The organism is Demequina silvatica, from assembly GCF_000971215.1.
Lineage (GTDB): Bacteria > Actinomycetota > Actinomycetes > Actinomycetales > Demequinaceae > Demequina > Demequina silvatica.
Window position 1 is genome coordinate 220,460 of sequence record NZ_BBMA01000003.1, and the last position, 23,586, is coordinate 244,045.

At 72.7% G+C, this 23,586-nt stretch carries 27 protein-coding genes, 2 tRNA genes and 2 pseudogenes; 19 read left to right on the top strand and 12 right to left on the bottom strand.

Annotation, left to right across the window (positions count from 1 at the left end):
- The first annotated feature begins 78 nt into the window (after positions 1–78).
- On the top strand, positions 79–1,056 hold the full coding sequence (locus tag AOM05_RS04925) for a calcium/sodium antiporter (protein ID WP_062519934.1): 978 nt from the start codon (positions 79–81) through the stop codon (positions 1,054–1,056).
- A 66-nt stretch (positions 1,057–1,122) separates the two neighbouring features.
- The gene (locus AOM05_RS04930; protein ID WP_062519936.1) at positions 1,123–1,962 is read left to right on the top strand and encodes a formate/nitrite transporter family protein; all 840 of its coding nucleotides are present in this window, start codon (positions 1,123–1,125) and stop codon (positions 1,960–1,962) included.
- Positions 1,963–1,975: 13 nt separating this feature from the next.
- On the opposite strand, the gene AOM05_RS04935 is transcribed toward AOM05_RS04930, so the two are convergent.
- Positions 1,976–3,046, bottom strand: coding sequence for a fatty acid desaturase family protein (locus tag AOM05_RS04935; RefSeq protein WP_228373213.1), 1,071 nt, complete (start codon positions 3,044–3,046; stop codon positions 1,976–1,978).
- 191 nt (positions 3,047–3,237) lie between these two features.
- On the opposite strand from AOM05_RS04935, the gene AOM05_RS04940 reads away from it, so the two are divergent.
- The 7 genes from AOM05_RS04940 to AOM05_RS04970 all read left to right on the top strand — a co-directional run bounded on the left by AOM05_RS04940 (position 3,238) and on the right by AOM05_RS04970 (position 8,460).
- A complete protein-coding gene (locus tag AOM05_RS04940; RefSeq protein WP_228373214.1) occupies positions 3,238–3,999 on the top strand; it encodes an ABC transporter ATP-binding protein in 762 nt (253 codons plus the stop codon).
- Positions 3,981–5,570: a hypothetical protein gene (locus AOM05_RS04945; RefSeq protein ID WP_156165038.1), complete on the top strand. Its 1,590-nt coding sequence runs from the start codon at positions 3,981–3,983 to the stop codon at positions 5,568–5,570. Before AOM05_RS04940 ends, AOM05_RS04945 begins: the two co-directional genes overlap by 19 nt.
- Positions 5,571–5,634: 64 nt before the next feature.
- Positions 5,635–5,910 (top strand): DUF3039 domain-containing protein, encoded by a 276-nt coding sequence (locus AOM05_RS04950; protein WP_082097275.1) that lies wholly within the window; start codon positions 5,635–5,637, stop codon positions 5,908–5,910.
- Between the two features lie 36 nt (positions 5,911–5,946).
- Positions 5,947–6,234, top strand: coding sequence for an ATP-dependent Clp protease adapter ClpS (clpS, locus tag AOM05_RS04955; RefSeq protein WP_062519942.1), 288 nt, complete (start codon positions 5,947–5,949; stop codon positions 6,232–6,234).
- Positions 6,231–6,863: a DUF2017 family protein gene (locus AOM05_RS04960; protein WP_062519944.1), complete on the top strand. Its 633-nt coding sequence runs from the start codon at positions 6,231–6,233 to the stop codon at positions 6,861–6,863. The genes clpS and AOM05_RS04960 overlap by 4 nt, the downstream gene beginning before the upstream one ends.
- Complete coding sequence (gene murI, locus AOM05_RS04965; protein ID WP_062519946.1) at positions 6,860–7,681, top strand: glutamate racemase; 822 nt, start codon at positions 6,860–6,862, stop codon at positions 7,679–7,681. The genes AOM05_RS04960 and murI overlap by 4 nt, the downstream gene beginning before the upstream one ends.
- On the top strand, positions 7,678–8,460 hold the full coding sequence (locus AOM05_RS04970) for an MBL fold metallo-hydrolase (RefSeq protein WP_062519948.1): 783 nt from the start codon (positions 7,678–7,680) through the stop codon (positions 8,458–8,460). Before murI ends, AOM05_RS04970 begins: the two co-directional genes overlap by 4 nt.
- Here AOM05_RS04970 and AOM05_RS04975 read toward each other — a convergent pair.
- Positions 8,457–9,410 carry a DUF4349 domain-containing protein gene (locus AOM05_RS04975; RefSeq protein ID WP_062519950.1) on the bottom strand — a complete coding sequence of 318 codons (954 nt, stop codon included), beginning with the start codon at positions 9,408–9,410 and terminating at the stop codon, positions 8,457–8,459. The genes AOM05_RS04970 and AOM05_RS04975 overlap by 4 nt on opposite strands.
- Before the next feature lie 244 nt (positions 9,411–9,654).
- On the opposite strand from AOM05_RS04975, the gene rph reads away from it, so the two are divergent.
- Genes rph through AOM05_RS04990 form a run of 3 tightly spaced genes read left to right on the top strand, consistent with a single transcriptional unit; the run spans position 9,655 to position 11,538 of the window.
- Complete coding sequence (rph, locus tag AOM05_RS04980) at positions 9,655–10,398, top strand: ribonuclease PH (protein WP_228373215.1); 744 nt, start codon at positions 9,655–9,657, stop codon at positions 10,396–10,398.
- A complete protein-coding gene (rdgB, locus tag AOM05_RS04985; RefSeq protein WP_062520241.1) occupies positions 10,395–11,012 on the top strand; it encodes an RdgB/HAM1 family non-canonical purine NTP pyrophosphatase in 618 nt (205 codons plus the stop codon). Before rph ends, rdgB begins: the two co-directional genes overlap by 4 nt.
- A gap of 1 nt (position 11,013) precedes the next feature.
- A complete protein-coding gene (locus AOM05_RS04990; RefSeq protein WP_062519952.1) occupies positions 11,014–11,538 on the top strand; it encodes a mismatch-specific DNA-glycosylase in 525 nt (174 codons plus the stop codon).
- A gap of 1 nt (position 11,539) precedes the next feature.
- Here AOM05_RS04990 and AOM05_RS04995 read toward each other — a convergent pair whose 3' ends face one another.
- Entirely contained in the window at positions 11,540–12,082 is a 543-nt protein-coding gene (locus tag AOM05_RS04995; protein WP_156165039.1) for a DUF4916 domain-containing protein, read from the bottom strand.
- 130 nt (positions 12,083–12,212) lie between these two features.
- Here AOM05_RS04995 and trxA point away from each other — a divergent pair, with 130 nt between their 5' ends.
- Positions 12,213–12,578 (top strand): thioredoxin, encoded by a 366-nt coding sequence (gene trxA, locus AOM05_RS05000; RefSeq protein WP_062287831.1) that lies wholly within the window; start codon positions 12,213–12,215, stop codon positions 12,576–12,578.
- An 83-nt stretch (positions 12,579–12,661) separates the two neighbouring features.
- Here the strand turns inward: trxA and AOM05_RS05005 are convergent, their stop codons facing one another.
- The 3 genes from AOM05_RS05005 to bcp all read right to left on the bottom strand — a co-directional run bounded on the left by AOM05_RS05005 (position 12,662) and on the right by bcp (position 13,987).
- Positions 12,662–13,303, bottom strand: a complete 642-nt coding sequence (locus tag AOM05_RS05005; RefSeq protein ID WP_062519955.1) for a LysE family transporter — start codon at positions 13,301–13,303, stop codon at positions 12,662–12,664.
- Positions 13,304–13,378: 75 nt separating this feature from the next.
- Positions 13,379–13,463, bottom strand: a tRNA-Leu gene (locus AOM05_RS05010).
- 53 nt (positions 13,464–13,516) lie between these two features.
- Positions 13,517–13,987 carry a thioredoxin-dependent thiol peroxidase gene (bcp, locus tag AOM05_RS05015; RefSeq protein ID WP_062519957.1) on the bottom strand — a complete coding sequence of 157 codons (471 nt, stop codon included), beginning with the start codon at positions 13,985–13,987 and terminating at the stop codon, positions 13,517–13,519.
- A gap of 120 nt (positions 13,988–14,107) precedes the next feature.
- Between bcp and AOM05_RS05020 the strand changes: the two genes are divergently transcribed.
- Positions 14,108–14,180: transfer RNA gene (locus AOM05_RS05020), tRNA-Lys, on the top strand.
- A 277-nt stretch (positions 14,181–14,457) separates the two neighbouring features.
- On the opposite strand, the gene AOM05_RS05025 is transcribed toward AOM05_RS05020, so the two are convergent.
- Together AOM05_RS05025 and AOM05_RS05030 are read right to left on the bottom strand one after the other, a co-directional pair.
- The gene (locus tag AOM05_RS05025) at positions 14,458–15,129 is read right to left on the bottom strand and encodes an SDR family NAD(P)-dependent oxidoreductase (RefSeq protein WP_062520244.1); all 672 of its coding nucleotides are present in this window, start codon (positions 15,127–15,129) and stop codon (positions 14,458–14,460) included.
- 2 nt (positions 15,130–15,131) lie between these two features.
- Positions 15,132–16,562: a DUF6421 family protein gene (locus AOM05_RS05030; protein ID WP_062519959.1), complete on the bottom strand. Its 1,431-nt coding sequence runs from the start codon at positions 16,560–16,562 to the stop codon at positions 15,132–15,134.
- Positions 16,563–16,717: 155 nt separating this feature from the next.
- Here AOM05_RS05030 and AOM05_RS05035 point away from each other — a divergent pair, with 155 nt between their 5' ends.
- From AOM05_RS05035 to AOM05_RS05045, 4 genes and pseudogenes are all read left to right on the top strand, one after another.
- Complete coding sequence (locus AOM05_RS05035) at positions 16,718–17,173, top strand: Lrp/AsnC family transcriptional regulator (protein ID WP_062519961.1); 456 nt, start codon at positions 16,718–16,720, stop codon at positions 17,171–17,173.
- Between the two features lie 107 nt (positions 17,174–17,280).
- Positions 17,281–17,508 (top strand): annotated as a pseudogene (locus AOM05_RS14720) (hypothetical protein); the annotation flags it as partial.
- 95 nt (positions 17,509–17,603) lie between these two features.
- Positions 17,604–17,849, top strand: a complete 246-nt coding sequence (locus AOM05_RS14560) for a hypothetical protein (RefSeq protein ID WP_062519964.1) — start codon at positions 17,604–17,606, stop codon at positions 17,847–17,849.
- A 416-nt stretch (positions 17,850–18,265) separates the two neighbouring features.
- Complete coding sequence (locus tag AOM05_RS05045; RefSeq protein ID WP_062519966.1) at positions 18,266–19,312, top strand: NAD-dependent epimerase/dehydratase family protein; 1,047 nt, start codon at positions 18,266–18,268, stop codon at positions 19,310–19,312.
- A gap of 84 nt (positions 19,313–19,396) precedes the next feature.
- On the opposite strand, the gene AOM05_RS05050 is transcribed toward AOM05_RS05045, so the two are convergent.
- The 3 genes from AOM05_RS05050 to AOM05_RS05060 form a co-directional block, all read right to left on the bottom strand.
- The gene (locus tag AOM05_RS05050; RefSeq protein ID WP_062519968.1) at positions 19,397–20,395 is read right to left on the bottom strand and encodes a glycine betaine ABC transporter substrate-binding protein; all 999 of its coding nucleotides are present in this window, start codon (positions 20,393–20,395) and stop codon (positions 19,397–19,399) included.
- A gap of 121 nt (positions 20,396–20,516) precedes the next feature.
- On the bottom strand, positions 20,517–21,248 hold the full coding sequence (locus AOM05_RS05055; protein WP_082097310.1) for an ABC transporter permease: 732 nt from the start codon (positions 21,246–21,248) through the stop codon (positions 20,517–20,519).
- Positions 21,245–21,961, bottom strand: coding sequence for an ABC transporter permease (locus AOM05_RS05060; protein ID WP_228373217.1), 717 nt, complete (start codon positions 21,959–21,961; stop codon positions 21,245–21,247). The genes AOM05_RS05055 and AOM05_RS05060 overlap by 4 nt, the downstream gene beginning before the upstream one ends.
- A gap of 57 nt (positions 21,962–22,018) precedes the next feature.
- Here AOM05_RS05060 and AOM05_RS05065 point away from each other — a divergent pair.
- A pseudogene (locus AOM05_RS05065) lies at positions 22,019–22,744 on the top strand (ABC transporter ATP-binding protein); the annotation flags it as partial.
- A 92-nt stretch (positions 22,745–22,836) separates the two neighbouring features.
- Here the strand turns inward: AOM05_RS05065 and AOM05_RS05070 are convergent.
- Positions 22,837–23,502 carry a DUF4126 domain-containing protein gene (locus AOM05_RS05070; RefSeq protein WP_082097282.1) on the bottom strand — a complete coding sequence of 222 codons (666 nt, stop codon included), beginning with the start codon at positions 23,500–23,502 and terminating at the stop codon, positions 22,837–22,839.
- Positions 23,503–23,586: the final 84 nt, after the last annotated feature.

Here is a 23,586-nt window from a genome sequence, read left to right on the forward strand (position 1 = left end):
TTCGTGACAGCCCTCGGCGCCCATGCGGCGCCGGGGGCTTTCGCATGCCCGAACCAGACCCTCACTAGGCTCGACATCATGACGGCGGCGATCCTCGCGACCCTCCTGGGCCTGGCCGCCCTCGCGTGGAGCGCCGACAGGTTCGTGTCCGGCGCCTCCGCGGTCGCGACCCACCTCGGGATGGCGCCGCTGCTGGTCGGCATGCTGGTGGTGGGCTTCGGCACGTCCGCGCCGGAGCTGGTGGTGTCGAGCTTCGCGGCGGCCGGGGGAGACCCCGAGATCGCGCTCGGCAACGCGACGGGGTCGAACATCGCGAACATCGGGCTCATCATCGGCACCACCGCGATCCTCATCCCCATCGCCGTCCACCGCGGCGTGCTCAGCCGCGAGATGCCGGTCCTGCTCGCCATCACGCTGCTGCTCGCGGTGCTGATGGCGGACGGCCGGATCGGCCGCCTCGACGCCGTGATCCTCCTCGCCGCGCTCGGCGCCCAGCTCGCCTGGTCGATCACGAGTGCCCGCCGCGCCCGCCCCACCGACCCCGTCGACGAGCTCGCTCTCGAGGTCGAGGAGCGCGAGCGTCGCGCGGGCATGTCCCGCCGCGCAGCGTGGGGCTGGACGCTCGGCGGGATCGTGCTGCTGGTGATCGCGTCGCGCCTGCTGGTGTGGGGCGCGGTCGGCATCGCGGAGCGGCTCGGCTGGTCGGACCTGGTCATCGGGCTCACCGTGGTCGCGATCGGCACGTCCGCGCCCGAGCTCGCCGCCGCCGTGGCCGCCGCCCGCCGCCGCGAGACGGAGCTGGTGCTCGGCAACGTCATCGGCTCCAACATCTTCAACACGCTCGCCGTGGTGGGCCTCGCCGCGATGATCGCGCCCATGGCGGTCGACGCCGAGGCGATCAGCCGCGACCTGCCCGTCCTGCTCGCGATGACCGCGGCGCTGCTCATCATGGGGTTCCGGCCGCGCACCCACGGGCGCATCAACCGCGCCGAGGGCGCCACGCTGCTCGTCGCGTGGATCGCCTACACGGCTGCGCTCGTGGTCACCGCCGGCTGACGGCGGCCCCACGGGTCCGGACCAAAGCCCCTGAACCGCGCGCGGAACGCCGCGTACGGTCGTGACGTGCTCTCCCTCCCCGACACCGTCGACGTCCACGCGAAGGCCGCGGCCGCCAAGGCGCGCCTCTCGCGCACTCCGGCCCGCCTGATCGTCTCCGCGATGCTCGCCGGCATGTGGATCGGCGTCGGCGACGTCCTCATGTGGTCCACCGCGGGACCGCTTCACGCCGCCGGGCACCCGCTCGAGAAGCTCATCGCCGGCAGCGTGTTCGCCGCCGCGCTCACGATCGTGGTGTTCGCGGGCTCCGAGCTCGCGACCAGCGCGATGATGATCCTCCCGCTCGGCGCGCTGCGCCGCTCGATCTCCTGGCTGCGCGCGACGGGCGTGCTGCTCGCGATCTTCTTCTCCAACATGCTCGGCGCGTTCGTCTTCGCGTGGGTCATGATCCAGACGGGCGTCCTGGCGCACGGGCCGGCGGGGGAGTACGCGGCGGAGGCGCTGGCAGGCAAGATCGACCACACGCCGGCGGAGCTGTTCTGGCGCGGCGTCATGTGCAACGTGCTCGTGTGCGTCGCGATCTGGGCAGCCGCCCGCCTCAAGTCCGAGGCAGGCAAGGCCATCATCATCTTCTGGGCCGTGCTCGCCTTCATCGCCTCGGGCTTCGAGCACGTGGTCGCGAACATGACCACGTTCGCGATCGGCCTGTTCACCGGCGGCGACGTCACCTGGGCCGACTTCGGCACCAACATGACCTTCGTGGGCCTGGGCAACCTGGTGGGCGGCGCCGTGGTGATCGGGCTCGCCTACGCCTTCGTCGCAGGCAAGGTCCGGAGGGACGATGCGTCGGCCGGGGGCCCCGTCGAGGCCGCCGAGGCGATCCTCGAGGACGCGCCGGCCCGCTGAGCAAGCGGGGCGGCTACCGCCCCATCGCGACGCGCTCGGGGCAGTCGAACGGGTCGCGCGCGGCCAGCCCGACGCGGTTGAGGTAGCGGATCACGATCGCGTAGGACTCGATCAGCGACGTCTCCGTGTACGGCACTCCCAGCGTCGCGCAGTGCTCGCGGACGATCTCCCGCGCGCGCGCCAGGTGAGGCCGCGCCATCGACGGGAACAGGTGGTGCTCGATCTGGTAGTTGAGGCCGCCCATGAGGATCGACATCGCCCACCCGCCGCGGATGTTGCGGCTGGTGAGCACCTGCTTGGACAGGAAGTCCACGCGCTCGTCGCGGCCGATGATCCGCATGCCCTTGTGGTTGGGCGCAAAGGACGCCCCCATGTAGACGCCGAACACGGCCATCTGCACGCCCACGAACGCGAACGCCATCCCCAGCGGCAGGAACCAGAAGACGGGCACCAGGTAGAGCGCGAAGTGCAGCGCGATCGACGGCAGCTCGATCCAGCGCTCGCGGCGCGTGCCGCCCGTGATCAGGGACGCGACCGAGCGGTAGTGGAGGTTGAGGCCCTCGAGCGTGAGCAGCGGGAAGAACAGCCAGCCCTGACGCTGCGTGATCCAGCGGATCGGGCCGCGGGCGACCGCGGCATCGTCCTCGAGGAAGGAGATGGTGTCCTTCTCGATGTCGGGGTCCTTGCCCACCCGGTTGGGGTTGCCGTGGTGGCGCGTGTGCTTGCGCATCCACCACTGGTGGCTGATCCCGACCAGCACGGTCGACAGGAAGCGGCCCAGGCGGTCGTTCGCGGGGCCGGACGCGAGCACCGTGCGGTGCGATGCCTCGTGGCCCAGGAACGCGACCTGCGTGAACCACACGCCCAGCGCGGCGGCCATGAGCAGCTGCAGCCACGAGTCGCCCAGCAGCACCACGCCGGTGATGATCCCGCCGAGCGCGAGCAGCAGCGCCGCGCCGTACACGGAGTAGAACGTGTAGCTGCGGCGCAGCAGGCCGGTCTCGCGGATGGTCGCCGAGAGCTCGGCGAACGACGAGGTCATGCGGTTGAGGGGGAACGATGCGGGGTACGGCTGAGCGGACATGCCTCTCCGGGGGGTGGGGGATAGTTTCCCATCCGACGGTGAGCGCGTACGCCCGGTGTACGGATGCCGCAACCCTACGCGACCGTAGGTTAGGTGTCACGGCATCACGCCCGATGGCGTGTCAGCCAGGCATGACGCCGTCTCGCGGGCGGTGGTCAACGCGCCCGTCGGCGCGGCGATACGCTGACGAGGTGACCACCGTCCCCGCGCTGGCGCTGCGCGGCCTCACCAAGCGCTTCGGCGCCACGCTGGCGGTCGACGGCATCGACCTCGACATCCCGGCGGGCTCCTTCTACGGCGTGGTGGGACCCAACGGCGCGGGCAAGACCACCACGCTGTCGATGGCGACCGGCCTGCTCGAGCCCGACGCCGGCACGGTGACCGTGCTGGGCGCGGACCTGTGGGCCGCGCCCGAGTCCGCCAAGCCGCTCCTGGGCGTGCTCCCCGACGGCCTCCACACCTTCGACCGCCTCACGGGCGCCGAGCTCATCTCCTACGCCGGCCGGCTGCGCGGCCTCGACCGCGACACCGTGCGCGCCCGTCGGGACGACCTGCTGGCCGCGCTCGACCTCGAGCAGGCGGGCCAGGTCCTGGTGATGGACTACTCGGCCGGCATGACCAAGAAGGTGGGGCTCGCGTGCGCGCTGGTGCACGCGCCCCGCGTGCTGGTGCTCGACGAGCCCTTCGAGGCGGTCGACCCCGTCTCCGCCGGCGCGATCCGACGCATCCTCGCGGCCTTCGTCGACTCGGGCGGCACGGTGGTGATGTCCTCGCACGTGATGGCGCTGGTCGAGCGGCTGTGCGACCACGTGGCGGTGGTGGGCGGCGGGCGCGTGCTCGCGGCCGGCACGCTCGGCGACGTGCGCGGGGGAGGGGACCTCGAGGAGAGGTTCGTCGAGCTCGTGGGCGACGTCCGCGACCAGCGGGACCTCACGTGGTTGCGACAGTCGTAGCGATCCGCCTCGCGACCATGCGCCACCTGCTGCGGCGCGACTGGTGGCGGGCCGTGGTGCTCGGCCTCGGCGCGCTGTGGGCGCTCGCGATGCTGCCGTCCGTCCTGATCGCGCGCTCCGCGCTCGCGGGCCAGGACGCGGGCATCCGCGCGGACGCGATGGTCGCTCTGGTGGCCGTCCTCACGCTCGGCTGGGTCACGGTCCCGCTGGTGATCTCCGGCCTCGACAACTCGCTCGAGCCCGCCCGGTTCCGCTCGCTCGGCGTGTCCGCGCGGACCATCATGCCGGGCCTCCTGGTCGCCGCGTTCCTCACCCTGCCCGCGCTGTTCCTCGCGCTCCTCCTCGCGGCCCTGGGCAGCGTGTGGCTGCAGGACGGCGGCGGGGTCCTCGCGGTCGCGACGGTAGGGCTCGCGCTCATGCTCGCCTCGATGATCCTCGCCGCCCGGGTGAGCGCCGCGTGGGCCGGCCGGCTGCTGTCCTCGCGGCGCGCGAAGCTCGCGACCGCCGCGGCGATGGCCGTGGGCGTGGCCGCGATGGCGCCCATCGCGCTCGTGCTGTTCCGCGACGGCCTCAGCGACGTGGTCGCGGAGGACATCGCGCTGGTGCTCGAGCGGCTCGCGGACACGCCGCTCGGCGCGGGGGCCGCAGCCCCGGGCGCGGCCGCGGAGGGCGACTGGCTGGGCGCCCTGTGGCGCCTCGCGCTGCAGGCGGGCTGGGTGCTCGCGCTGCTGACGGTGTGGCAGCAGAACGTCGCCCGCAGCCTGGTGGCCCCGGTGGGCCGCGGCGGCGGCGCGCGCCGCCACCACGACCGCGTGCTCGACCCCGCCCGCAGCGCCGGCGCTCCCCGCGACGCCGCGGCGGCCGCCGTGTACGCGCGGCTCGCGCGGGCGTGGACGTCGGACCCGCGCTACCTCGCCTCGCTCGCGGGCGTGCTGCTGCTCCCGGTGACGTTCTTCGCGCTCGTCATGCCGGTGTTCGACCTCGACCGCCGGTGGGCGTACGTGGTGCCGCTCATGCTCGCCGCGACCATCGGCTGGGGCCGCCACAACGACGTCGCGTTCGACTCGAGCGCGCTGTGGCTCGACATCGTGTCGGGTCGCCTGGGCGGCGCCGTCATGCGCGGCCGCCTCGCGGCCGTGGCGGGCTGGGCGCTGCCCCTGGTGATCGTCGCGTGCCTGGGCACGCTCGCATGGACCGGGCGGTGGCACGATGCGCCGGGCCTGGTGGGCGCGTCCGTCGGGGTCCTCGGGGTGAGCCTCGGCGTCGCCGCCGTGAGCGCCGTGCTGCTGCCGTACCGCGCGCCCGCGCCCGGGGCGAGCCCGTTCGGGGCCGAGGTGGGCGCCGTGGGCGCAGGCCTCGCCGCGCAGCTCGTGTCCTCCATCGCGGCGATGAGCCTGGTGCCGTTCGTGGTCCTGCCGTTCGTGCTCGCGCTGACGGTCGCGACCGCGTGGGGCTGGGTGGCCTGTCTGGCCGGCATCGTTGCCGGAGTGGCCGCGTACGCGGGCGGGCTGCGCCTTGCGGGGTCGCTGTACGACCGCCGGTCGGGCCGCCTGCTCGCCGCGATCGCCTGAGGCGACCGCCGCATCGTCCCCCGCGCATGTCCCGCGCGGGCGGCGCCCGCGTACCATGGGCCGCATGAGCGAGACCCTTGAGCCGATGACGCAGCCCCAGGGCGGCACCGCGACCATCGAGCGGACCGACACCCGCGAGCTGGTCGAGCCCGGCGACGCCGAGCGCTTCTCCCACTACGTCAAGAAGGAGAAGATCCTCGAGTCCGCGATGACCGGCGAGCCCGTCATCGCGCTGTGCGGCAAGGTGTGGGTGCCCGGCCGCGACCCGAACCGCTTCCCCGTGTGCCCCGCATGCAAGGAGATCATCGACGGCGCGTTCGGCCCGGAGGGCGACGAGTAACGAGGCTCCGGCACCTCCCGGCCGTACGCTGATGCCATGGGGACCCAGGAGCGGCTCGACACCCAGGCGGGCGTCGGCACGCGCGTGTCCGACCCCTGGGTGACGATCGTCTGGAACGATCCCGTCAACCTCATGAGCTACGTCACACGGGTGTTCCAGGAGTACTTCCACCTGCCGCTGCACGAGGCGGAGGCGCGCATGCGCGAGGTCCACGAGCAGGGCCGCTCGGTGCTGAGCGCCGGCAGTCGCGAGCAGATGGAGGTGCACGTGCAGGCGATGCACTCGTACGGGCTGTGGGCGACCCTCCAGCGGAGCGACGCGTGAGGGGATTCTCCGCGCGGGACGGCGCCGCCGTCGCCGCCCTCGACGAGGACGAGCGCCTGGTCATCGCCCGGATCGTCGCGGACGTGGGCCTGCTGCTGGGCGGCGAGGACTTCGGCGGCGAGCGCCAGTCCCCGCTGCCGCACCGCGAGGAGCTGTCCGAGGCGCTGGCGTTCCTCGACGGCCTCGCGGACTCGCCCGCCGAGCCCGACGACCCGGCGCTGCTGCGCCTGCTGCCCAACGCCGCGCCCGAGGACCGCGAGGTCGCCGACGAGTTCCGTCGCCTCACCGAGGACGACCTGCGCGCCACCAAGCTCCACCGCCTGCGCCGCATGTGGGACGACCTGAGCACCGGCGGCACCGAGTGGACCGTCCCCGCGGAGGACGTGATGGCGACCGCGGCCGCGCTCACCGACGTGCGCCTGGTCATCGCGTCGCGGCTGGGGCTGGAACGCGACGAGGACGCCGAGCGTCTCCATCACGAGATCGCGGAGGCCACGGCGGCGCTCGAGGAGTCCTCGCCCTCGGAGGTGGGGATCGACCCCGAACGGCTGTGGCTCGGCATGGTCTACGACGCGCTCACGTGGCTCCAGGAGTCGCTGGTGTCGCTCAGGCTAGGAGGACAGGGATGAACGACGCGCCCATCGGCGTGTTCGACTCGGGCGTGGGCGGCCTCACCGTCGCCCGCGCGATCATGGACACCATGCCGCACGAATCCGTGCACTACGTGGGCGACACCGCCCACGGCCCCTACGGGCCGCTGCCCATCGCGGAGGTCCGTCAGCACGCGCTCGACATCATGGACGCCCTGGTCGCGGACGGCGTGAAGACCCTCGTGATCGCGTGCAACACCGCGTCCGCCGCGGTCCTGCGCGACGCGCGCGAACGCTTCTCCAAGGAGCGCGGCGTGCCCGTGGTCGAGGTCATCATCCCCGCCGCCCGCCGCGCCGCCGCGCTGTCCCGCAGCCGCCACGTGGGCGTGATCGGCACCCGCGCGACCGTGACGTCCGGCGCCTACGACGACGCGCTCGCGGCGGCGCCCGACATCCAGGTGACCAGCCAGGCGTGTCCCCGGTTCGTCGAGCTGGTCGAGGCGGGGGAGACCTCCGGCCCCGAGGTGCTGCGCGTCGCGCACGAGTACCTCGCGCCGCTCCAGGACGCCGGCGTCGACACCCTCATCCTCGGGTGCACGCACTACCCGCTGCTCGCGGGCGCGATCGGCTACGTCATGGGACCCGACGTCACCCTGGTGGACTCCGCGTCCGAGACGGCGCGCGACGTCTACCGCGTGCTCGCGGCGAACGGCCTCGAGAACCCCGGCCTGCGCCCGCCCGCCCACCGCTTCTACGCGACCGGGCCGCGCGACCGCTTCGAGGCGCTCGCGCAGCGCTTCCTGGGGCCCGTGGTGTCGCAGGTCGAGCCGCTGCCCGCGGTGGAGACCGCGCCATGAGGCTCACGGTCGTCGGCTCCGCCGGCTCCCTCGCGGGACCCGAGTCGCCCGCCTCCTGCTACCTGGTCGCCGGCGAGGACGCGGACGGGCGCACGTGGCGCATCGTGCTCGACCTGGGCTCCGGCGCGATCGGCCCGCTGCAGCGGTACTGCGATCCCGCGACCGTCGACGCCGTGGTGATCTCGCACGGCCACCCCGACCACTGCGCGGACCTCGCGGCGCTCTCCGTGCTGCGCCGCTACGGCCCCGCGAAGGACCAGGACCTCGCGCCGATCCCGGTCTACGGCCCGCCCGGCATCGACGAGCGCTTCCTCCAGGTCGCCGGCGCGACCGACCGGCACGACCTGGAGCCGTTCGCGTTCACGCCCGTCCACGGGGACGATGCGGTGGCCGTGGGCCCCTTCACCCTCACCTTCGCCACGGCGTGGCATCCGGTCCCGGCGGTCGCGGTGCGCGTCACCGGTCCGTCCGAGTCCGGCGGGGACGCGTCGCTGGTGTTCACCGGCGACACCGACCGGTGCGACGAGGTGCTCGACCTCGCGCTCAACTGCGACGTGCTGCTCGCGGAGGCCGGGTGGGCCCACTCGCGCGTCAACCCCGAGGGCGTCCACATGAACGGCACGCAGGCGGGCACGCTCGCGCGCGACGCCGTGGTCGGGGACCTGGTCGTGACGCACGTCGCCTCGTGGGTGGACCCGGCCGGCACCCTCGAGCTCGCCGCCGTGGCCTTCGGGGCGCCCGTGAGCCTCGCGGTGCCGGGCGCCGTGCACGTCCTCTAGTCGCCGGGGGTCGCCGGGCCCGCGGGCTCGTCCGGCGAGGCCGAGGTGGCCGGCTGGGCCGTCGCGACCTGGGCCGCCCTCCGGCTCCGCGACGCCCGCACCAGGGCGAGCACCACGGCGCCCACCAGTGCCGCGACGGCGAGCCACGGGAGCATCACTCCCGCGACCACGAGCGCGCCCGAGACGAACGCGGTGAGCCCGTCCCACCCGGACTGGAGGCCGCTCCAGAAGGTGCGCGGCGCATCGTCCACGATCACCACCGGCTCGGTGGTGAGGGACAGGTCGATGGTCGACATCGAGACCTGGTCGTCGAGGCCCCGCTGGCGGGCCTCGAGGCTCTCGAGCTCCGCCTGGCGGGAGTCGAGCTCGTCCTCGAGCGTGATGATGTCCTTGATGTCCTCCGCGTCGGCGAGCAGCGCCTCGATGCGGGTGGTGGAGGCGCGCAGCGTCGAGATCTGCGCCGCGAGGTCGTCGACCTCGCGGGTGACGTCGGCGGAGGTGGTGGAGAACTCGTCGACGGTGCCGAGCGTCCGGAGCTCCTCGACCACCGGGTCGAGCTCGGGAGCGGGGATCCTCAGCGTGAGGTGCGCCGAGCCGCCGTCGTAGGTGCGCGGTGCGGTCTCGCTCCGGGCGTCGATCCTGCCGCCGGCGTCCTCGACCATCGCCGTCGCGTCGTCGGCCGCCGCGATCGGGTCCTCGACGGTCATGAACATCTCGCCGGTGATGATGAGCGAGCGGTCGCCGGCGGGGCTGTCGGTGATCGCGCCGCCCTCGCCGCCGCCGTCCGCCGAGTCCGCGCCGCTGGCCTCGGACTGCTCCTCGTCCATTCCTGCGAACGACGAGTCCGAGGAGCCGGAGGAGCACGCCGCCAGCCCGAAGGCGGCGGCGAGGAGCGAGGCGATGACCACGCCCCGGTGGAAGGGGCGGGTCGCGACGGCGCGTGTGCTCATGGCGCTCATGCTAGGGAGACGCACGGCGCCGCGGAAGCGTTGGTGATCAACCTGTAACCATGCTGTGACCAGGCGTGATGTTGGCGTGGCCGTCCCGAGCGCCTCTCCACGCGCGCCGTCGCGACTCGGGCCGCGCGCGAGCATGTGCACGGTCACATCCGGCGGCCGGCGTGGATCAGCGTCCGCCGCGTGTGGAGGGGTGCACGGGGTGTCGCGGCGACGGAGCCCGGATAGGCTCGTCACCATGACTGTGACTCGCGCCGACGGCCGCACGCCCGACCAGCTCCGCCCCATCGCCTTCGAGCGGGGGTTCCAGAAGAACGCCGAGGGCTCGTGCCTCGTGACGTTCGGCGGGACGCGCGTGCTGTGCTCCGCCTCCTTCACCGAGGGCGTCCCGCGCTGGAAGAAGGGCTCCGGCGAGGGCTGGGTCACCGCCGAGTACGCGATGCTTCCCCGCGCGACCAACACCCGCAACGACCGCGAGTCCGTCCGCGGCAAGATCGGCGGCCGCACGCACGAGATCAGCCGCCTGATCGGCCGCTCGCTGCGCGCGATCATCGACGTCAAGGCGCTCGGCGAGAACACCATCGTGCTCGACTGCGACGTGCTCGACGCGGACGGCGGCACCCGCACCGCCGCCATCACCGGCGCCTACGTCGCGCTCGCGGACGCGATCGCGTGGGGCAAGCGGAGCGGCGCGATCAAGGCGAACGCGCAGCCCCTCACCGGCTCGGTCTCCGCGGTCTCCGTGGGCATCATCGACGGCACCCCCATGCTCGACCTGCCGTACGTCGAGGACGTGCGCGCGGAGACCGACATGAACGTGGTGATGACCGGGGTGGGCGGGTTCGTCGAGGTGCAGGGCACCGCCGAGGGTGCGCCCTTCTCGAAGGACGAGCTCGACGCCCTCCTCGCGCTCGCCACCCAGGGCAACGCGGACCTCGCGGTGCTCCAGGCGCTCGCCCTCGAGCCCGCGCGGGAGGACTGAGCGTGGCGCGCCTCGCGATCGCGACGCACAACGCGCACAAGGTGGGGGAGATCGGCGCGATCCTCGCGGACCTCATCCCCGGCCTCGCCGCCGAGGACCTCGCCTCCGCGAAGGACCTGAACGCCCCCTCGCCCGTCGAGGACGGCATCTCCTTCGAGGACAACGCCCTCATCAAGGCGCGCGCTCTCGCCGTGTCGTCTGGCCTGCCCGCCATCGCCGACGACTCGGGCATCGCTGTCGACGTCATGGGCGGCGCGCCCGGCATCTTCTCCGCGCTGTGGAGCGGCCGCCACGGCGCCGACAGCGAGAACCTCGACCTGCTGCTCGCCCAGATGGCCGACATCCCCGACGAGCACCGCGGCGCGTCCTTCGTGTGCGCCGCCGCGCTGGTCACGCCCGCGGGCGAGGAGGTGGTGGTGCTGGGCCGCCAGCCCGGCCGCCTCACGCGCGAGCCCGCCGGCGGGGGCGGCTTCGGCTACGACCCGATCTTCGTCGCCGAGGGCGAGTCCGTCACCAATGCCGAGCTCGAGCCCGCGCGCAAGAACGAGATCTCGCACCGCGGCCTCGCGTTCCGCGCGCTCGCTCCGCACGTCGCGGCGGTGCTGGGCGGCTGACGTGGACGGGCCCGTGCTCCCCGACCACCTGGGGCCGGGCCTGCGCGCGGTGTTCTGCGGCACCGCGCCCGGCCTCGCGTCCGCCGCGCGCGGCCACTACTACGCCGGTCCCGGCAACCGCTTCTGGGAGTACGTGCACGCCGCCGGGATCGTCCCCGTCCGGCTCGCGCCGGGGGACGATGCCCGGGTCACGGGGTACGGGATCGGCCTCACCGACCTGGTGAAGGGCATGGCGCAGTCCCACGACCGAGGCCTGCCGTACGACGTCCCGGCGCTCGCGGAGAAGGTGGCCGCGCATCGTCCCTCCTGGGTGGCGTTCACGTCCAAGGAGGCCGGAAGCCAGGCCGCGCGGTGGCTCGGCTGCCCGCGACCGGCCCTCGGTGCGCAGGACTGGACGTTCGAGAGTGCCAGGGTGTTCGTGCTGCCGAGCCCGAGCGGACGCAACCAGGGCCGCGCGTCCTACGACGGCCGCGCGACCCGCCTCGAGTGGTGGGCGGAGCTGGGGCGGATGCTCAGCCCCGCTTGAGTCAGGACAGGGCGCCGCAGTGCGCGAGCGCCTGGCGCAGCAGCACGTGCTGGCCGCCGGCCATGTCGCCCGCGACGTCGTCGCTCGCGGCCTCCTCAGGCGAGATCCACGTGAGGTCGAGCGCGTCCTGCTGCGGCTCGCAGTGCCCCTCGACGGGGACCACGTAGACCAGCGCGACGGCGTGCTGACGCGAGTCGTGGAACGGGGTGACACCCTTGGTGGGGAAGTACTCGGCGACCGCGACGGGCACGGGCGACAGCGGCACCTGCGGCATCGCGCCCAGGCCCAGGTCCTTCTCGAGGTTGCGCACGATCGCGTCGCGGATGCGCTCGTGGTAGAGCACGCGGCCCGCCACGATCGCGCGCGAGATGACGCCGTCGAAGGCCCGCAGGAGCAGGCCCACCTCGGTGATCTCGCCCATGGAATTAATCCGCACGGGGATCACGTTGACGTACACCAGCGGGAGCTCGGAGCGGACGTGGTGCAGCTCGCGGTCGGACAGCCAACCGGTGGGTTCGTCGGGAAGCTCGGCCATGTCGGTCATGAGTCTTTTCTACCGCCTGGCCGCGCGTGGCCTCACATCCGCGCCGGAGCATGACAATCTGGATACCGAAACACCGCACTGAGGGGCATGGTAAAATACCCCTAGGGGTATATGCCGAAGAGAGGAACCCATGGCAACGATCGACCTGACCACCGAGACCTTCGATGAGACCGTGAGCAAGGACGGAATCGTCCTCGTCGACTTCTGGGCGGACTGGTGCGGCCCCTGCAAGCGCTTCGCGCCCATCTTCGAGCAGTCGTCGGACACCAAGCCCGAGATCGTGCACGCCAAGGTCGACACCGAGGCGCAGCAGGAGCTCGGCATCAAGTACGGCGTCACCGCCATCCCCACGCTGATGGCCTTCCGCGACGGCATCATGGTCTTCAACCAGGCCGGCGCGCTGCCGGGCCCGGCCCTGCAGCAGCTCGTCGGCGCGATCGAGGGCCTCGACATGGACGAGGTCCGCGCCAAGATCGCCGAGACCGAGTCCGCCTAAGGCTCGACCTCGCCGGGGCCCGGTCCCTCCTCGCGGAGGGGTCGGGCCCTCGGCATGTCCGGGGCGGGGCGTGCTCGCGCCGGTCAGGCGGCGCGGGCCGCGACGATCGCGACCGCCCCGAGCGCGATGACGGCGACGGCGGCGGCGACGCCGAGCGCCCGGACGATGCGCGGGGACACCTTCGCGCCCACGGCGGCTCCCACGATGGCGAGCCCCGCCTGCCACGCGAGCGACGCGAGGCCCGCGGCGACCACGAACACGACCGGACCGGCCGCGGCCGTCGTCACCGTGGTCACCACCGCGGCGAGCGCGAGGAAGTACACGACCGTCGCGGGGTTGAGCGCGGTGAGTGCGACGAACCGGGCGTAGACGCGAAGCGGGCGGCCGGGGACGGTCTCGCCGGTCTGGTCCGCGGGAGCGTCCGCGGGGCGCAGCGCGCCGCGCAGCAGCCGGGCGCCGATCCCGACGATGACCACGCCCGAGACCACCGCGATGGTGGGGAGCCACGGCTCGAGTGCGGGCGCGACCGCGGCGCCGAACCCGACCGCGACCGCGCAGTAGACCAGGTCGACGGTGGCGACCCCGGCCGCGGCGGCGAGGCCCTCGCGTAGCCCGCGCACCATGGACTCGCGCAGGATCAGCAGGCCGATCGCCCCCAGCGGCATCGCGACCGCGAGGCCGGCCAGGAAGCCGGCGGCGGCGAGCGTGAGGAGGTCGTGGGTCACGGCGACCAGTGTGGCGGCGCGTGCCCCGGAAACGCGTGAGGCTCCGGTCCCGGCGTGGCCGGGCCCGGAGCCTGCTGGTGCGCGAGGGGGGACTTGAACCCCCACGCCCGAAGACACTGGAACCTAAATCCAGCGCGTCTGCCGATTCCGCCACTCGCGCGCGCGGTCAAGGATACGGGCGCGCGAGCGGCGCGTGGTGCCGCCTCGGGGGTGTCAGTCGATCTTGAGGTCGCGGCGCAGCTTGGCGACGTGGCCGGTCGCCTTGACGTTGTACTGCGCGACGGCGACCTTGCCGGATTCGTCGACCACCACGGTGGAGCGGATCGAGCCCTCGACCTCCTTGCCGTAGAGCTTCTTGAGCCCCCATGCACCGTAGAGGTTCTGGATCGCAAGGTCCTCGTCGGAGACCAGGGTGAAGGTAAGGCCCTCCTGCTCGCGGAACTCGGCCAGCTTGGCGGGGGAGTCCTTGGAGATGCCGACCACCTCGTAGCCCGCCGCATGCAGCGCCGAGAGGGAGTCGCGGAAGTCGCACGCCTGCGTGGTGCAGCCGGGGGTCATGGCGGCCGGGTAGAAGTAGAGGATGACCTTCTTGCCGCGCAGGTCTGCGAGGCTGAAGGTGCCGGAATCGGTCGGGGCGGTGAAGTCGGGGGCCGTGTCGCCCACGCTCAGACGGGTGTCGGTCATGGGGTCCACCGTAGCCGCGCCGACAGACAGCGCGGGGGTCGCCGCCGACCCCGGGTGCCGATTTCACATTTGCGCCGAAAGCCTGCTAACGTAGTCACTCGTTCCGCGATGCGGGACAGAGCGCCTCTAGCTCAATTGGCAGAGCAACTGACTCTTAATCAGTGGGTTCAGGGTTCAAGTCCCTGGGGGCGTACGGAGTGCGAAGGCCCGGTCCGGATGGACCGGGCCTTTCGCTTTCCTCAAGCGGGCGAGGCGGCGATCCGCGCGCCTGCGGCCGGAAGGACCGATGTGAACGGTTGCATCCCACGTACTGGTGGGCAGGGACTGTTGCCTCGTTGACACACTCGCGCCAACACCGGCCGGTCGCGGGAGTCCGCAGTCCTGCGCCCCGTAGATTCAACGGCAGATGTTCGATCTACAGGGTGAGTGACGATGCGCGCCGTGCGGCGCGAGACCTCCGTGCCATCTGCTCAGGCGGTCCCCTCGCCGATCGCAACGATCGCACCGTTCGCCGGCGCGCCCGCCTCCCACAGGCCTACGAACGCGTCCGCGACCGCTTCCTCGAGCCCCGCGAGGCTCGTCACCCGGAAGATCACGGCAGCGGCCCGTAGAGGCTCGCCCGCGTCCCGTGCCTGCTTCGCGTACCCCTGCGCGGCGGCGCGCACCCACGCCTCGCTCGCCGCCTTGACCGCGGCGTAGCTCGCCCCGCCGGCGAGCGGGCGGTCCACCACGGTCGAGGACACGATCGCGAGGCGGCCGGCGGGGGAGCCCGCCAGGTCCGCGTCGAACGCCCGCGACACGTGCCGCAGCGCGGTGAAGGACGCCTCGAGCAGCCGGTAGTCGGCCTCGGTCTGGCCCGCGATGCCGCCCCCGCCGCGCCAGCCGCCGACCAGGTGCAGCACGCCGTCGACGGCGATCCCGTCGGCGTGAAGCTGCGCCGCCAGCGCAGTTACGGCGCCCTCGTCCGTGAGATCGATCTCCTCGACCCGGGCGCCCAGCGCGGCGAGCGGCTCCAGCCGCGCGGCGGACCTCCCGGCGGCGACCACGTGCGCTCCCGCCCGCACCAGGGCCCCCATCGCGGCGAGGCCGACGGTGCTGGTCGCGCCCGCGACCAGCACCGTCCGCCCCGCGACCCCGTGCACCGTCACGCCGCGGTGGCCCGGATCCCGGCCGTCGACTCGATGACCGGCCGCATCTTCTTGTCGAGCGCCTCGAAGAACATCGACAGCGGGAACTCGTCGTCCATCACCAGGTCCGTGTAGCCCTTCGGCGGCCCGGCGAGCACCTCGCGCGGCAGCCCCTCGGCCCACACCGAGGCCGGGTTCGGGGCGACCACGCTCGACACCAGCGCGTACGCCTTCAGCCAGTGCACCGTCTTGGGCCGGTCGATCGACTCCCAGTACAGCTGGTTGATCGCGTCGCTGAGCTCGATCACGGCCTCCGGGACCCGCGACCAGTCCACGCTGAGCTCGACGTCGCGCCACTCGATCACCCTCGCGCGATGCAGCCACGCGAACAGCAGCTGCCCGCCCAGCCCGTCGTAGTTGCGCACCCGCGTGCCGGTGATGGGGAAGCGGAAGATCCGATCGAACAGCACCGCGTACTGCACCAGCCCCGCGTGCCTGCGCGTGTCCTCCTCGACCGCGGTGAGCTCCTCGCCGCCCGCCGCGCGCTCATCGAGCGTCCGCTGGATCCGCACCGCCTCGCGGAAGGCCGTGAGATCGCACCGCAGCTCCTCGAGCGTGTAAAGGAAGAACGGCATGCGCTGCTTGATCATGAACGGGTCGAACGGCAGGTCGCCGCGCATGTGCGTCCGGTCGTGGATCATGTCCCACATCACGAACGTGCGCTCGGCCAGGTCCTGGTCCTCGAGCATCGCCGCGGCCTCGGCCGGCAGCGCGAGCTTGGTGATGTCGGCGGCCGCCGCGACTACGCGCCGGTAGCGCGCGGCCTCTCGGTCCTGGAAGATCGCCCCCCACGTGAACTGCGGGATCTCCCGCATCGCGACGGTCTCGGGGAACAGCACCGCCGAGTTGGTGTCGTAGCCGGACGTGAAGTCGATGAGGCGCAGCGAGACGAACAGCTTGTTGCCGTAGTCGCCGGCCTCGAGCTCCGCGATGAAGTCGGGCCAGATCGCCTCCACCAGCAGCGCCTCGACGTGCCGGTTGGACGAGCCGTTCTGCGTGTACATGGGGAACACCACCAGGTGGCGCGTCCCATCCACGCGGTGGCGCTGCGGCTGGAACGCGACCAGCGAGTCCAGGAAGTCCGGCTCGGCGAAGCCGCCGTCGACCCACCGCGAGAAGTCGCGGGGGAGCGCCTTGAGGTAGTCCGCGTCGTGCGGGAAGAGGGGGGCGAGCACCCCGATCGCGCCGACGATGGTCTCGACGTGGCCCCGCGCCGCCGCGTGGTGGGCGGCGTCCGGGATGGAACCGTTCTTCACCTGCATCGCCTGCAGCGCGGTCGCCGCCTCCTTGAGCCTCCGCCACGCGACGCTCGACTCGACGGAGCGCACGTCCTCCACCACCTCGGGCTCTCCGATGACGGCCTGCGTGGGGGCGACTGACAAGGACATGGGGGACCTCCCTCGACGTCGAGACGGAAACATTCCTGCACTTCGTGTGCATTACAGGAAGCATTTCATCGGACGATGCGTGGGTCAAGGAATCTGCCGGTCCAGGCGGGCGCGGCGCGCCCTGGACGGCCGGGCGATGGGGTAGCGTCCCCCTCATGCACGATCCGGTCGACGCACGCCTCGTCGCGGAGGTGTCGCGCGACGCGCGCGCCACCCTCGCGCAGCTCGCCGCCCATGTCGGGCTCTCGACGTCCGCGGTCCAGGCGCGCCTGCGCCGTCTCGAGGCGAGCGGCGTCATCACGGGCTACATGGCGCTCGTCAGCCCGGAGGCTGTCGGGCGACCGCTCTCGGCCTTCATCGAGATCACCCCGCTCGACCCGGCGCAGATCGACGACGTCCCCCAGCTGCTCGAGCATCTCGCGGCGGTGGAGGCCTGTCATTCGATCGCCGGCGACGCCAGCTACATGCTCTTCGTGCGCGTCGGCACGCCGCCGGATCTCGAGACGCTGATCCGCGACATCCGCAAGGCCGTGAACGTCACCACGCGCACCACCGTGGTGCTCCAGACCTTCTACGAGAACCGCCCGCTGGTGCCGCGCGAGCAGCCCTGAGCCGCGCGGCGCGTCCAGGCGCCGCCGCGCGCGCCTCCGACCAGGTGCGTCGCGTCACGTGCTCTGCAGGGCGCATGATGGAGCAGGACCACAGGGAGGTGGGTGCCATGACAGCGAGCCCAGCCGAGTTCGCGGCGTTCGTGACGCCCGAGCCGTGGCGGTCGCCACCGGACCTGACGGGCACCCCTGCCGAGCGGTCCCGTGCCGCCCAGGCGCTCTCGCGCGGCGCGTCCGTCGGTCAGCTCTCGTTGCTCGCGCGCGACCCGAGCGTCGAGGTCCGCGCGTGGGCGGCTCTCAACCCGCGCACCCCGGTGGGATCGCTCCGTGCGCTCGCGGCGGACCGCAGCTGGCGTGTGCGGCATCAGGCGGCCAGGAACAGTGCGCTGCCGCGCGAGCAGGCTCGAGTCCTGATGGCGGATCCCTCCGACGAGTGCGCACCGCCGCGCTGGCGTCGGCGTCCGCGTCGGTCGACGATCTCGTCGAGGCGGCGGTTCGCGACCCCTCCGTCGCGGTGCGCCGGTTCGCATCCTGGCAGGCCCTCACGCGGCTCCCCGCGCACCTCGGTGTCGCGCCCGGCAACCGCACGGCGATCGCCCTGCTGCGCACCACGGCCTGGTGGGAGCTGACCTCGCGCAGCAGCGAGGTCCGAGCCGTGCTCGCCGCGCATCCCAACTGACCCCGCCGCCGGCCGGCGCGCTCGAGCGCCGCAGGCTGCCTCCGCCACGCGCGATCGGCGCGTGGACCACCCCGCATGGGCGCCCTTCTACATCGACGGCAATCCGGCGCGAAGACGCCGCGCGACGCTCCGAACCGGCGCGCACGAACCGTGCGAATCGCGCAAAACGCCGAAACCCCCACTGGCGAAACGCCCATCCGTGCGCTAAAAGTATGAACGTGGGCAAAACGGACAAAGGGTGAACTGAGGTGTCGCCCGGAACGTCCCGACAGCCCGCCAGGTGAGGGCAACGACCCCTGGTTCTGAGGAGCTGGGGAACGGGGTCGCGAGCCGTCCAGGGGGGATCACAATACGGGGGGAATGTGATGGACATGCCTGCACAGGCTGGGGACATCTCGTGTCTCGCTGGGAGGACCGTGCTCATCACGGGCCACAGCGGATTCATCGGAGCATGGCTCACCACGGTGCTGGAGCACCTCGGCGCCAAGGTGGTCGGATACTCGATCAACGACGACCCGTCGGCGGCGCAACGCGCCGCGTGGTTGGGTGACGTCTGTACCGCGCAGTACGAGGCGGACGTCCGCGACCGCGACAAGCTCTTCGCGGTCATCGACGAGCACCGGCCGGACATCGTGTACCACCTCGCGGCCCAGGCGCTGCTGTGCGTCGGTTTCGAGGATCCGGCGCTCACCTTCGACGTCAACCTGCGTGGGTCGATCAACGTGCTCGAGGCGGCTCGCCTCGGCAAGATCCCCGCGCTCGTCCATGTCACGAGCGACAAGTGCTACGTGCCCATGGCCCCGGGGAGCGGCAAGCTCACCGAGGACAGCCCGCTCGGCGGGCACAGCCCGTACTCCGCGTCGAAGACCATCGCGGAGATCCTGTTCCGCGAGTTCACCGACCTCACGCGCCTCGATGGCGCGCCGTTCAAGGCCACCTCGGTGCGCCTGGGCAACGTCATCGGTGGTGGTGACGACGCGGACCGGCTGGTCCCGAACTGCCTGCGCGCCTTCGAGGAGGACCGCGTGTTCGCCGTGCGCGACCCGCTTGCGGTCCGCCCGTTCCAGCACGTGCTGGACGTGGTCGCGGGCTTCGTCCTTGCGGGCGCCCGGCTGCTCACCACCGAGGGCCGCGTGGTCGACGCCCTCAACTTCGCGCCGCCCAGCTCGGGCCACACCGCCGGCGAGATGGTGTTCGAGCTTGCTCGGGCGTGGGGCGACGAGGCGCTCATCAGCCCCGAGAAGGAGGCGTGCGCGTTCCCGGAGGACAAGCTGCTGTGGCTCGACGGCTCCAAGGCCGCGGAGCTGCTCGGGTGGACGCACGCGTTCGACCTGCGCCGCTCCGCCGAGCGGATCGTCGACTGGGTGCGCTGGACCGATGCGGGCATGACCCCCGCGGAGGCGACGCGCCGCCAGGCCGCCGAGTACTACACCGTCCCGGCGCCGCTGCGCGCGGCCGCCTGACGGACGCCAGGCCAAGGCCTCAGGCGAACGGGCCCGGTCCGCGAGGACCGGGCCCGTTCGTGCTCTCGAGGCGACGCGCCGGGGTCAGGCGCCGAGCTCGCCGTCCGAGCTGAAGACCAGGCCCACCATGACCTGGCCCTGACGCAGGGCGTTCTTGGTGAGCGGGCCGCCCGCGTCGAGCGAGTCGAACTGCGCGATCTCGAGGCCGTACTCCTCCTCGAGCCCGATCTGGCAGAACGGGCGCTCCGGGCACTCCGGCGGTCCGCCGAGCGAGATGGTGCCGCACGTCTCCGCGAGCTCGGTGAGCGAGGTGACGCCGTACTGGTCCGCGAAGGCCTGCGTGACGGCGAACGCGTTCTGGTCCTGCGCGGCGGCGGGCTCGCCGAACACCAGGCCCACCTCCGTCGCGAGCGGCTCGAGCGCCGCGACCGTCGCGTCGACGTCGCCCGATGCCACAGGCGCGGCGTCGGGGTCGGCCGCGAGGTTGAGGAACTCCGTGACGGTGGCCGCGTACTCGGGCACCACCTGGATCTCGCCGCTCTCGAGGGCCGGCAGGTAGGTCTCGCGGCTGCCGATGGTGCGCACCTCGGTGTCGAAGCCCGCGGCGGACAGCACCGCCGAGTAGATCTCCGCGACCGTGATGTTCTCGGAGAAGTTCGCGGCGCCGATCACCACGGACCCGGAGCCGGTGGACGGCGACTCGATGCCCTTGTCCTCGACGTACGCGGCCGCGGCCTCCTGCGAGGTCTGGCGGTCGATGTCGACGGCCTTGTTGAGCTGGATGAGGTCGTCCGTGGTGAGCACCGCGGAGACCGCGTCGAGGCCGGCGAGGAGCTCGTCGCTCGCGGCATCGGCGTTGACGGCCGGGATGAGGTTGTCCGCGTTCTGCAGCATCGCGTCGTCCTCGAGGACCGTGATGGAGTCGCCGGGCACGGGCTGGCACTCCTGGGCCATCGCGGTCGCGCCGGACGTCGCTCCCGTCGCGGCGTCGGTGGCCTCGCCGTCCGAGCCGCCGGAGGAGCATCCCGCCAGCAGCAGGGCGCTCGCCGCGGCCGCGACGATCAGTGGATTCCTGGTACGCATGTCACTCCTCGGGTAGGGGATCACAGGGGCGCAACCCCGCGAGCAGGCGGGATGTTCCCGCGCGGCCCGGTTTCCAGGGTATTCACGCGGCGCGCGGTTCGCGCGGGGACGATGCGCGGGTTCAGGCCGCCGCGACGGTGGCACGGCGCAGCGGGGCCGGGGTGACGGCCCGCTGCGCGCGCGCCAGCAGCCAGTCGATGCCGAGGCACAGCGCCGCCACGAGGATGCCGCCGGCGAGCACCTCGCCGTAGCGCTGCGTCGCGAGCCCGAAGTTGATGATGACCCCGAGGCCGCCGCCGGCGACCAGGGCGGCGAGCGGCACCGTCGCCACGGTCTGCGTGGTCGAGGTGCGCAGGCCCGCGGCGATCAGCGGCACCGCGAGCGGCAGCTCGACCCGCAGCGCCACCTGCAGGCGCGTCATGCCCTGGCCGAACGCCGCCTCGCGCACGTCCGCATCCACGCCCGCCATGCCGGTGAACGTGTTGGTGAGGATGGGCGGGAACGCGAAGATCGCGGCCGCGATGATGACCGCGCGGTTGCCGAACCCGATCGCGGAGGCCGCGAACAGCGTGAGAAGCGCGAGGGTGGGCATCGCGCGCGACACGTTCGACACCACGGTGGTGACGCCGCCGCCGCGGCGGACGTGCCCCAGCCACAGCCCGAGCGGGAGCGCGAGCGCCGCCGCGATGCCGACCGCCGCGAAGGACATGTAGAGGTGCTCGAGGGTGAGCGCGATGATCGAGTCCTGTTGGAAGCGCAGCGAGCCGTCGAAGTTGGTGCCGAACACCCCGTTCGCCCCCACCCAGCTCTCCGGGGTGGTGAGGTACGTCCACGCGTCGCCGATGGTGCTCATGCGGCGGCCTCCGCGGAGCGGCCGGCGCCGCCGGCCCGTCCGCCCCGCAGTGAGCGGCGCGCGCGACGGCGCTCGCGCGCCCACGGCGTCGCCCACCGCGCGATCAGCACCAGCAGCAGGTCGAGCAGCAGCGCGAGCGCGAGGCACAGGAGCGCGCTGGTCGCGATCTGCGCGCGGTAGTTGGACTGCATGCCGCGGAACATCAGCTGCCCGAGACCGCCGTAGCCCACCACCACGCCCACGGTCACCAGCGCCACCGTGGACACGGTGGCGATCCGCAGCCCGGCGAAGATCGACGGCAGCGCGTTGGGCAGCTCGACGGTGAGCAGCATGCGGGTCCGCGAGTAGCCGAGCCCGCGCGCCGCGTCGACGATGTCGGGGTCCACGCCCTGGAGCCCCACCACCGTGTTGCGCACCAGCACCAGCAACGCATACGCGACCAGCCCGATGAGCACGGTGGTGCGGCCGATCCCGGTGAAGGGCGCGAGCAGAGCGAACAGCGCGAAGGACGGCACCGTGTAGAGGACGCCGGTGATCCCGAGGATGGGCCCGGCGAAGCGCGGCGAGCGCCGCACCACCATCGCGAGCGGCAGCGCGATCGCGGCGGCGATGAGGATCGCCTGGAGCGTGAGCGACGTGTGGATCACCAGCTGCTCCCACACCTCGTCGCCGCTGCGCCGGAGGTAGTCGAGCGACAGCCAGGGGTTATCCACCCCTCGACCGTACACGCCGCCTCCGACCGCCGGCCGGGCGCACGCTACGGTGGACCGATGGACACCAGCGGGATCACGCTCGAGGCCGTGCGCAAGGTCTACCCCGACGGCACGGTCGCCGTGGACTCGCTCGACCTCGAGGCGCGGCCGGGCGAGGTGCTCGCGCTGGTCGGCCCCTCCGGCTGCGGCAAGTCGACCACCCTGCGCATGATCAACCGCCTGGTCGAGCCCAGCGCCGGGCGCATCCTGGTGGGCGGCACGGACGTCATGGGGCAGGACCCGGTCGAGCTGCGCCGCGGGATCGGCTACGTCATCCAGCACGTGGGGCTGTTCCCGCACCGCACGGTCGCGCAGAACGTCGCAACCGTGCCCGGCCTGCTCAAGTGGGACAAGGCGCGCACGGCCGAGCGCGTGGGCGAGCTGCTCGACCTGGTGGGCCTGCCCGCCGCGACCTACGGCCCGCGCTACCCGCACGAGCTCTCGGGCGGCGAGCGTCAGCGCGTGGGGGTCGCCCGCGCGCTCGCGGCCCGGCCGCCGGTGATGCTCATGGACGAGCCGTTCGGCGCCGTCGACCCGCAGGGAAGGCGCCGCCTCCAACGCGAGTTCCAGGCGCTGCAGCGCGAGCTGGGGCTCACGGTGGTGATGGTCACCCACGACATGCGTGAGGCCGTGCTGCTCGCGGACCGCATCGCGGTGCTGTCCCGCGGCGGGGTCCTCGAGCAGCTCGGCACGCCCGAGGAGGTCACGGGCAGCCCGGCGAACGCCTTCGTCGCGGACTTCCTCGCCGACTTCGGCGAGGCGCCCGCAGCCTGAGGCGCGCGTCGTCCCTCCGCGCGCGCGGCGCATCGTCCCGAGGGACGATGCGGGGGCCGGGTCTAGCGCCAGCGGCCCCGCCACCAGGGGGTCTTGATACCCGCGGCGGCGCGTTCCTCGCGCTCGGCCCGCTCCTCCGCCTCGAGCTGCGCGCGGCGGCGCCGGCGCCGCCTGCCCGTGGTGACGATCCGGTAGAACACCAGGCCCATCGCGACCAGCACCACCAGCACGAGGATGGGCACGAAGATCGCGATGAGGCTGAGCGCGACCGCGGTCGCGTCCTCCGCGAAGGACGCGACGGGCGCCCCTGTGCCCGCGGTGGCCGCGTTGACCGAGGGGCGGGAGGCGGACTTCGCGGTGTGCACGCCCGCGGCGACGATCGCGCCCACGATGCCCGCGATCAGGGGGTTGTCCTGCCAGAAGTTGCTCTCATCGATCACCTGCGCCGCGGCGGTCGCGGCGAAGATCACGCCGCCCACCAGGGGCCGGACCAGGGACTGGATGAGGTCGTTGATGTGGTCGACGCCGGGGATCTTGTCGAGCACCAGCTCCGCGGCGAGGAACAGCAGGCCGATGATGATCGCGGGCCACGACTGCAGCCAGTCGAGCTGCTCGGGGAGCACGATGAAGTCCGTGAAGCGCGCGAACAGCCCGACCATCACCAGCGGGATGAACGCGTTGAGTCCTGCGGCGGCGGCGAGGCCGGCACCGGTCAGGGCTGCGAACATGTGACCTCCTCAGGCGTGGGCGGCGCGGCGGCGCCCTCGCAAGGATAGACCGCCGGGAACGGCGAAGGCCCCCGGTGTCGGAAC